Origin of the sequence: Candidatus Symbiopectobacterium sp. (assembly GCF_020054415.1) — a bacterium.
In the GTDB taxonomy this organism is placed as follows: domain Bacteria; phylum Pseudomonadota; class Gammaproteobacteria; order Enterobacterales; family Enterobacteriaceae; genus Symbiopectobacterium.
Genome location: NZ_JAHWCO010000301.1, coordinates 1 through 1233 on the forward strand (window position 1 = coordinate 1; position 1233 = coordinate 1233).

A 1233-nucleotide genomic window follows, 5' to 3' on the forward strand; every position below is an offset into this window, starting at 1 on the left:
ATATGGAGACCTGGAAAGCCTGCAGGTAGATCTGGACAACTGGTTGTGGCATTACAATAATGAGCGAACTCATCAGGGAAAAATGTGCTGCGGGCGTACGCCGATGGCCACTTTACTTGATGGAAAACGGATCTGGGCAGAAAAGAATCTGAACCAGATGTAATCTGACAGACACCTGTATAAATAATCGGTAACTGTCAGATCAGGTCTGAGCTAGTATAAATTATTTTATTCAGTAAGAATTCGCTGTCAACGTTTCCACACTGATACCAACACCAGACAGCGTCTTGATATCCAGCGATGTCAGTTCACTGTATCTTTGGATATTGATGCCGGGCTCAACTCGAACGTCGTAGTGCCCTAGCCTTTCATGCAGGGTTATGATTAAATCCTCAATGAATATCGAGTAGTTGTAGACTGTGGAGACTTTTAGCGGATCTTCCTCTGCCTGTCCTACTTGCTCTGCAGCAAAATCCAGCACGCCTCGTAGATGTTGGCCATGTTCCCCTTCCAGATGCTCTGTCATTCGGGTACAAGCCTCGAACGACAGACCTTCAAGCACTATCGTCAGCACCATGCGGTTAAAATTGCGCCGTGCTTCCTGGTCACACAAGCGCTCATGGTTATCTTGATTTATTTCATACCATCCTATATTGGTCTCTTTGACCAGCTGGTCAACATAGCGGAGGACGTTTGCTGTCTGCAGTTTTTTTGTCATTAATCCGGTGTTACTAATATCTAGCTCTGATGTGCCTTTTTTGGCATTTTCTTGACATGATACCAGTGTAACCAGCTCGTTAGAAAGCGCTTGACAAAATCTAACTATGTTTTTAAGCATCGGAACAAGCGTTCGCCTGATATCCGACAAACAATCAAAAAACACCGACTCATTTCTGGCACTCCCTAACTCCCCAGAAAGACGATTAGGCACAAGGCTACCGGGCAAAGGGCGTATGATTGGCGAATAATTAGTTGAGTTAATATTCATGCGATATCTACTAATACAATAATTTGGATTCCATATCGTCTTGATTGTTAACTCTGTTTTCAATACGTAAAAAACCCCAATCACCAGAGGGAGTTGAGGCTATAAGCGGCTTTGTTGAATAAATAGATTTTATGCTGGCAGCCCAGCGAAACGACGGATCCTCGCAACGTAAAATCATGCAGTTAGGCCTCATGAGAAAAGTGTACACCTGAGATGACAAGCATTTTCAACCAAAACTGGCATGG

General features: G+C 43.9%; 1 protein-coding gene and 1 pseudogene. One reads left to right on the top strand and one right to left on the bottom strand.

All coding sequences use genetic code 11. The features are described from left to right. Positions 1-163, top strand: a pseudogene (locus QZ506_RS08750) (IS481 family transposase); the annotation flags it as partial. Positions 164-232: 69 nt separating this feature from the next. Here QZ506_RS08750 and QZ506_RS08755 read toward each other — a convergent pair. Next, positions 233-931: a hypothetical protein gene (locus tag QZ506_RS08755; RefSeq protein WP_291970442.1), complete on the bottom strand. Its 699-nt coding sequence runs from the start codon at positions 929-931 to the stop codon at positions 233-235. Positions 932-1233: the final 302 nt, after the last annotated feature.